This is a genomic window from Candidatus Sericytochromatia bacterium (assembly GCA_035285325.1).
Lineage (GTDB): Bacteria > Cyanobacteriota > Sericytochromatia > S15B-MN24 > JAQBPE01 > JAYKJB01.
The window spans coordinates 19560-27084 of the sequence record JAYKJB010000025.1 but is presented as its reverse complement, the minus strand read 5'-3'; the positions used below and the strand labels follow the sequence as shown (position 1 = coordinate 27084).

The window sequence follows — 7525 nt, the reverse complement described above, 5'->3', positions numbered from 1 at the left end:
AGCTGGCGGACGCGCGGTTCGGCCTGGCTGGTGCGCTGGGCCCAGGCGGCGATCGCCGCGAACGTGAGCGCCGGCAGCAGCAAGCGGATCGGAAACAGGGCGTGGTACGACAGCGGAATGCCGCCTCGTCCGTTGCTGACCATCGGCACGCTGGCCAGCACCAGCAGGTGCAACCAGGCGCTGCGGCCCCCGAAGGCCCACAGCTGGCCGGCCAGGTACGCCACCAGGGTGACGCCCGAGAGCACGCCCACGTAGCTCAGGGTGACATCCAGCGGGGCTTGCCGCACCACGTCGCCAAGCAGCAGCAGCGGGGCTCCGAGCAGGGCCGTGTACTGCGGGGCGTAGTCCACCAGCGGTATCCGACCGGCCACGTAGCTGAGCAATTCATCCAGCGTGTGGCGCAGGTGGAAGCTGTCGATCACGCCCCCGGCGTGTTCCTGGCTGAAACAGAGCGCGTGCAGCAGCAAGGCCGCGCTGCCGAGCGTGAGCCACGGCCTCGCGCCCTGGCGCCGGGCCAGCCATTCCACGGGGGCGAGCAGCACGGCCGCGGCCACCAGGTCGGGCCAGGGCAGGCCGGCCCAGTGGCCCATGGCTTGCCCCAGGTCTTGATGCGCCAGCAGGGCCAGGCTGCCCACCAGCGCCGCCAGGTAAAACCAGCCGCCGAAGAGGGGCAGGCGCCAGCGGGAGGGCAGGCCGGTCCAGAGGTAAAAAAGCGGGGGAAGGACCCCCCAGGCCACCAGCCAGGCACGATCCGCCACCTCGATCTGCCCGTCCGCCCAGAGCTCCGGCGACGGTTGGGGCGCCGGTCCCCAGAGCAGCCACAGGGGCGAGATCAGCGCGGTCAGCAGGGCCGCCTGAAGCAGACGGGCCAGGGTCTCCGGGGCCCTCAAATGTACCCGCGCCAGCGGAACAGGCCCACCAGCACCAGGGCCGCGCTCATCATCAGGCCAAGGGCGCCGTAGTAGCCGTAGGTCCAGTGCAACTCGGGCATGTGGCGGAAGTTCATGCCGTAGATGCCGGCAATCAGGGCCGAGGTCATCAGGATGGTGGAGAGCACCGTGAGTTTCTTCATCGTCTCGTTGGTGCGGTTGGCGATCGCCGACATGTACAGGTCCACGGCGCTCGCCAGCACGTCTCGCTGAATGTCCAGCGCATCGTTGACGCGCAGCAGATGGTCCAGGATGTCCTGGAAGTAGGTGTAGCTCTTGCTGCCGAACTGGGAGCCTGGTCCTCGCATCAGGCTCAAAAAGATATCGCGCAGGGGCGTGACCAGCCGCCGCGTGCCGAGCGTCTCGCGCTTCAGCTTCATCATGACCGGCATGACCGCGCTGGTCTGCCCCGTCACGATGTCCGCTTCGACCTCTTCCAGGCGATCGCCCAGCGCTTCCGTGCGCGGAAAATAGGTGTCGACCGCGGCATCCACGATCAAGTAGGCCAGATAGGCCGCCTCTTCCCCTTCCAGGGCAGCGACGGCGCGCCAGCGCTCGGCCGCCAGCGTGACGCAATCGACGGGCTGGGGATGCACCGAGACCACGAAGCGCGGCCCCAGAAACAGCATCACCTCGCGGCTCAGCCAGTCGCCCTCCTGCTCTACGAATTCGTAGAGCACCCAGAACACATGGCCTTCGTAATACTCCAGTTTGGGACGCTGATGGGCGTGCAGACAGTCTTCCAGCGTCAGCGCGTGGAAGCCGAAAGCCGCGCGCAGCGCCTCCAAGTCAGCCTCGGACGGCGCCTCGATATCCACCCAGACGGTCACTTCCGGGTCTTCGTGCAGCCGCAGCACCTCTTCGAGGTGTTGCAGGTCGCGCCGCACGTGGTCGCGGCGATCGAGCGCCATGGCAAAGTTGATCACGGGCTCAGCCTCGCCCCGGACTGAACCGCTCCGGCGGATGAAAGCGCCAGGTCACGCCGGTGGGGTCCAGCTGCTTGACCACCTTGGCGGGCACGCCGGCCACCACCGCGAAGGGCGGCACATCGCGCGTCACGACCGCTCCTGTCGCCACGATTGCGAATTCCCCCACCGTCACGCCCTGCAGGATGATCGCGCGGCTGCCGATCCAGGCGTGGCGGCCGATGTGGATGGGACCCTCCTGAATCGGTTCGAGCGGAGTCAGGCCGTGGCCGTCGGAATCGAGCAACAAGGCGTGGTAGCCGATGCCGGCCCCATCCTCGATGGTGATGCCGAGGCGGGCTGACATGATCGTGCCGTTGTTGATCACCACGTTCTCGCCGATGCGCACGGTGGCGCCTGGATAGATGCCGATGCTGATGCGGGCGATCTGGGACATGAGCGAGAAGCCCTTGCCCACGTGCAATTCTCCGTCGTTGGAGATCTCCGGCCAGCCGGTCACCAGGATCGGGCTGCCGAGCGAGGTGAAGCGGCGCGCGTAGACCAGGTTTTTCAGCAACTGGCCCCAGCGGCCGGGCTTCAGCAGGCCGAGCCAGGTTCGCAACGGAACGGGCGGTTCCCGGTCGGGCAGCGTGGTGGGCATCGTGCCCCATGTCTACCCGCCGCACGCCCGCGTCGCACGCCCGCCGCCGCCGGCACCTCAACCCGGGAGGCGGCCGTCGCAGCTTTCGGGGCCGCCCTCCCGTTGCCAGCGCACACAGCCGAAACCGCCGGTAGGAAGTCGGCGGGTCGCTGCGCCACAGCGGGGGCAGGCCGGGTTTTGCGTGTCGTCGGCGGCCATGATGAAACCACACAGCCGGCGCCCCGGTTGGTCCCGGCCGCACACGAGGTAACGACGTCCGTCCTTGCTGGCGCTGATGGGACGCAGGAAGGCCTCTCGACAGCGCGGGCACGGGGGCATCGGCCCGTCGAGAGCAGCCTCCGGGGCAGAACGACGGGGACGTGTGGCGGTGCCTTTGCCTGCCTTGCGAGGCTTGCGGCCGCCCGAGGCCGCGGCCCCAGCGGCGTCGCCCCGGCGGCGGGGGCGCCCGCTGGATGGGCGCGCCGGGGGAGTCTCCGGAGGGGCCGGCGGTGGCTCGGCCGAGCGCACCAGCGGCGTGGCGCGGGCCGCACTGAGCAAGGGCGTCAGGTGGGCCCAGAAGTCCGCCATGAAGGCCCGCCAGTTTTCCTCGCGCCGTGCGATCGCATCCAGTCGGGTCTCCAGTTCGGCCGTGAAGCCCTCCTTGATGATGGCCGAGAAAAAGCGCCGCAGTTCGCCATCGACCGCCTCTCCCTTGGGGGTGGGGCTCAGGCAGCGCCGATCGACAAGGGCCACGAAGGCGCGCTGCCGGATCTTCTCGACCATGGCGGCATAGGTGCTTGGGCGGCCGATGCCCCGCGCCTCCAGGTACTTGATCAGGCTGGCCTCGGTGAAGCGCTCCGGGGGACGGGTCCAGTGTTCGCTGGGCGTGACGCGGAGGGGGGCGAAGGCCTCGCCCTCGCGCAAGGGGGGCAGCGGCGCCTGGGCGGCGCCGCCCTCGCCCTCCTCTTCGGCGACGTGCCCGAACAGGGCCAGGAAGCCCGGGTCGCGCAGAATGCGACCGCTGGCCTTCAAGACCCAGCCCTCATTCGCTTCCGCCGTGGCGCTCAGCCAGGCCTCCGTGACGTCATAGCGGGCTGGTTTGCACTGGCTGGCCAGATAGGTCTCCCGGATCATGTCGTAGAGCGCGCGCGCTCGTCCGGTCAGGTTGGCCGCGCGGGCGTCGTCCAGCTGGGTTGGCCGGATGCACTCGTGGGCGCCCTGGCTTTGCGGGCCCTTGGCCTTGGCCCGATTGGGGCGGCCAGGAACGATCTCAGCGCCGTACCGGCTGGCGAGCCAGGCCAGGGTCTCGCGCTGGAATTCCGGGGCGACGCTCGGGTCGTCGGTGCGGATGTAGGTGACCAGGCCCGCTTCGAACAGGCCCTTGGCGTGCCGGGTGGTCTCCTCCGGGCTCATGCCGAGCCGGGCGGAGGCCCGTTGCAGCATGGTGGCGGTGATCAGGGGGGCGGGGGGATGGCGCTTGCTTTCTTTCCGCTCGAGGCGTGCCACGCGATGAGGCACGGCCGCGAGGGCCTGGGCGATCGCCTGGGCCTCGGCCTCGGTGCGGATCGGGTGAGGGGTCGGGCGGGCCGCCTCGCCACGCCCGACCAGCTCGGCGGTCCACTCGCGCGCGGGCTCCTGCGGCCAGGGGTAATGCGCCTCGATTCGCCAGAACGCCTCCGGAACGAAAGCCCGGATGGCGTTTTCGCGGTCCACCACCACGCGCAAGGCCACCGATTGCACGCGGCCGGCCGACACCTCGCGTTCGTGCGGCAGGCGATCGCGCACCACCGGGGACACGCTGTAGCCCACCAGGCGGTCCAGGATCCGGCGGGCTTCCTGGGCTGCCACCAGCCCGAGGTCGAGCGGGCGCAGCCGCGACAGGGCGCGCTGGACCCCGGCCGGCGTGATCTCGTGAAATTCGGCCCGCTGCACCTCTTCGGGGCGCAAGCCCGCGGTGCGGGCGATGTGCCAGCCGATGGCCTCCCCCTCGCGGTCGGCGTCCGAGGCCACGATGATCGCTTCCGGCGCGTAGCGCTCGCGCAGGGCACGTAACTGGGCCACGACGGCCTTGCGGTCCGGGTGGTAGACGTAGGTCGGGCGGAAGCCATTCTCCACTTCGACCCCCAGGCTGCGCTCCGGCAGGTCGCAGAAGTGGCCCACCGTCGCGATGATCTCCCACTGGCGGCCGAGCAACTGGCGCAGTGTTTTGGCCTTGTTGGGCGATTCCACGATCACGACGCCACGCGCGGCAGGCGAGGCGGCAGGGCGGGGGGGAGTCTGAGCACGACGCGGCATCCCCCCATGTTACGTCAACCAGCGCCGCGCCGGGGGGGCGTCGCGTCGTTTTCAGGGGCCGTTCAGAGGCAGGGGATGCCGCCGAAGTCGGCGCTCACCACCCGGTTCCGGCCCTCGCGCTTGGCACGGTAGAGGGCCGCATCGGCGCGTTGCAGGATCTGCTCGATCGCGTCCTGCCCGGTCTGGGCGGTGGCCACGCCGACCGAGACCGTCACGCCCTGTGGGACCTCGACGCCACTGACGCCGCCGAGCAGGATCGTGTCCTCGATCGCCTGCCGCAGTCGCTCGGCCAGCTGGAGCGCCTGTTGCGCGTCCGTGCTGGGGCACAGCACGGTGAATTCCTCGCCGCCGTAGCGGGCGGCCAGGTCGCAGTGGCGCAGTTCCGCGCTGAGGGTGGCCGCCACCTGGCGCAGCACCACGTCACCCGCGGCGTGCCCGTAGAGATCGTTGCAGGCCTTGAAATGGTCCACGTCCAGCAGCAGCACGGCCAGCGGGCTGCCGTAGCGCTGGGCGATCGCCACCTGGCGGTCGGCGTGCTCGAGGAAGTTCCGCCGGTTGGCCAGGCCCGTCAGCACATCCGTGTTGGCTTCTTCCTCGGCGTCACGCAGCCGCGCGAGGGCGGCTTCGAGATCCGCGTCGCGCAGGTCGCAGCGGGCCCTCAGCCGCAGAATCTCCAGCGCGGCAGCGGCCAGCGCATCGATCGCATGCAGCCAATCCGCCTCCGGCAGCGGCTGGCTGGGCGCGTCCTGGGCCCGTCGCTCCACTGCGGAAAGCGCCGCGCGCCGCGCCAGCAGCACGGCGCCCGGGCTGTCGGCGCGCAAGATCGACGAGGTGACGCGGGTGAGCGTCCATTCCGGCTCTCCATCCACCAGCCAGGCGTGATAGAGCGCCCTGTCAGGGGCAAGCCCCGAGGTCGTTGTGGGATCCAAGGGGCCCTCCCCGACGGATCGGTCATCCGAGAACACAAGCATGGCCAGCCTAGCCGAGCGAAGGGCTCGCTGTCCGTGACCAAACCCGCCAACGTAACGTGGGGCCTGGTCTTGCAGCGATGCTCGGGTGACATCGACCGGCCTCGCTGGCACGCTCAGCGGCTGCTGTGCATCTCCTGGAAGACGCGCAACATCCCCTCACTGACCAGGCCCTGGTCGACCATGAGCTGTTCGACCGGACGGCCCGTGCGTTCGTGCTCGCCGAGCAGCAGGTGAATCTGGGAAGGCTTCAGGACCCCGTTCTCCAGCATGGTCGCCCAGAGCGGCTTGTTGCGCCCGGGGTCGTAGGCCAGGCGTTTTTGCAGGTTGATGGCAAATCGCAGCTGTTCCGCCGTGAGCAGTTTCTGACGCAGGGCCATCTCTCCGAAGGTCACATGTTTGCCGGCGGCGCGTTCGCGGTCCTGTTCGGCGATGATGTGGCGGACCTGAGCCTGGGTGATGTACCCCTCCCGTTCCAGGATCAGGCCCAGCAGCGAGCGGAAGCGGATCACCTCGCCCGTCGCGGGAGGCGGCTCCACGGCACCCGATTCGCCGCGAGAACCCCCTGGCGTCTCGCCCTCATCGGCCTCGTCTGCGGGGGCAGCCACGCCTCGGGCTTCGCTGGCCTCGGGGGGGGGCCCCTTCGCGGCTGGCTGCGCCTGGCGTTGGCGTTCGATGAAGGTGGAGAGCGTGTGAGCACTGATGATGCCGCGCCGCACCAGGATCTCGCCGAGCCGCTCACCCGTGTCGTCCTGTTCGCCCAGCGCGCTGATCAGCTGGCTCGGCGTGAGGGTGGCGTTCTCCAGCAGGTGGATGCCCAAGGGTTTGCCGCCCGCCGGCGCGTGGGCGAGGCGGTCCTGCAGGTGCAAGGCAAAGCGGAGATGTTCCGGGGTCAGCAGGCCCAACTCCAGCCCGACCTGGCCAAATGAGCGGTCCCCGCCTTCGGCCCGGATCGCTTGCTGGCGTTGGGCGATCACCTGCACGGCCTCGATCGTGAGCAGGCCCTCGCGGTAAAGAATCAATCCGATCAGGGAGCGGATTTTGGGCTGGTCTTCCTCGGTTGGGGCCGCGGCGCCCTCCGCTGCCGCTTTGCCGTTGTTCGGCACATGCAAGACCTGCCACTCGGGTAGCGTGCTGCGCATCAGGCGGTCCTGCCAGGCTGGCCCCCCGGTGGCGACCAGGGCCAGGTCCTGCAGGCGGACGTACAGATCGAGACGTTCCCAGGCCAGCACGGCCCCCCCACATGTCACCTTGACCGACATGGCATCGAGGGGTTCGGCCTGGCTCAGCCCCGGCACCATGGAGGCCGGACAGCGCAGGGCGGCCCCGGTCGCCAGGCGCAAGGTCAGCACCCGACGGCGCGGATCGAAGCTCACGCCGGTGGCACGCGGGCCGGCCTGGGTCGCGGGTTCGTGAGGTGCGGGGGCGGACCAGGCCGTGAGCAGGGTGTCGCGGTGTTTCCCGACCAGGCGCAGCACCTGTTCGGCCTGTTCCTCAGAAAGGTCTTCCTGCTCGACGATGCTCAGCCGCGGCAGCAGGTCGACACTGGCCCAACGCCCGCGCGGTCCAAGCACCAGGGCCTGGACAGGGTACTGGCCTCGCAGGGGAGAAAGAATGGTATAGGGCGGGTCTCGGGTGACCTGAGAAAACACGTTCGGCTCACAAACACCAGGTGGGACGTGACAATCTTGTTCCAGCGTGCGCGATTTTTCAACGCGCCCCGTCACGATTCCACGCGTCGATCCGAAGCGGGGCGACCTTCCGTGCGAGCAGGGAATCGGCGAGCAT

General features: G+C 69.6%; 6 protein-coding genes. All 6 read right to left on the bottom strand.

Translation table 11 applies throughout. The features are described from left to right. Positions 1-890: hypothetical protein (locus VKP62_04490; protein MEB3196442.1), on the bottom strand; the 890-nt coding region annotated here is incomplete at its 3' end. Then, positions 887-1855 carry a magnesium/cobalt transporter CorA gene (corA, locus tag VKP62_04485; protein ID MEB3196441.1) on the bottom strand — a complete coding sequence of 323 codons (969 nt, stop codon included), beginning with the start codon at positions 1853-1855 and terminating at the stop codon, positions 887-889. The genes VKP62_04490 and corA, both read right to left, overlap by 4 nt. 4 nt (positions 1856-1859) lie before the next feature. Beyond that, the gene (locus VKP62_04480; protein MEB3196440.1) at positions 1860-2495 is read right to left on the bottom strand and encodes an acyltransferase; all 636 of its coding nucleotides are present in this window, start codon (positions 2493-2495) and stop codon (positions 1860-1862) included. Between the two features lie 57 nt (positions 2496-2552). Next, positions 2553-4769, bottom strand: coding sequence for a type I DNA topoisomerase (gene topA, locus VKP62_04475; GenBank protein ID MEB3196439.1), 2217 nt, complete (start codon positions 4767-4769; stop codon positions 2553-2555). A gap of 62 nt (positions 4770-4831) precedes the next feature. Beyond that, positions 4832-5698 (bottom strand): GGDEF domain-containing protein, encoded by an 867-nt coding sequence (locus VKP62_04470; protein MEB3196438.1) that lies wholly within the window; start codon positions 5696-5698, stop codon positions 4832-4834. Between the two features lie 155 nt (positions 5699-5853). Continuing rightward, a complete protein-coding gene (locus tag VKP62_04465; protein ID MEB3196437.1) occupies positions 5854-7389 on the bottom strand; it encodes a hypothetical protein in 1536 nt (511 codons plus the stop codon). Between the last annotated feature and the right edge of the window lie 136 nt (positions 7390-7525).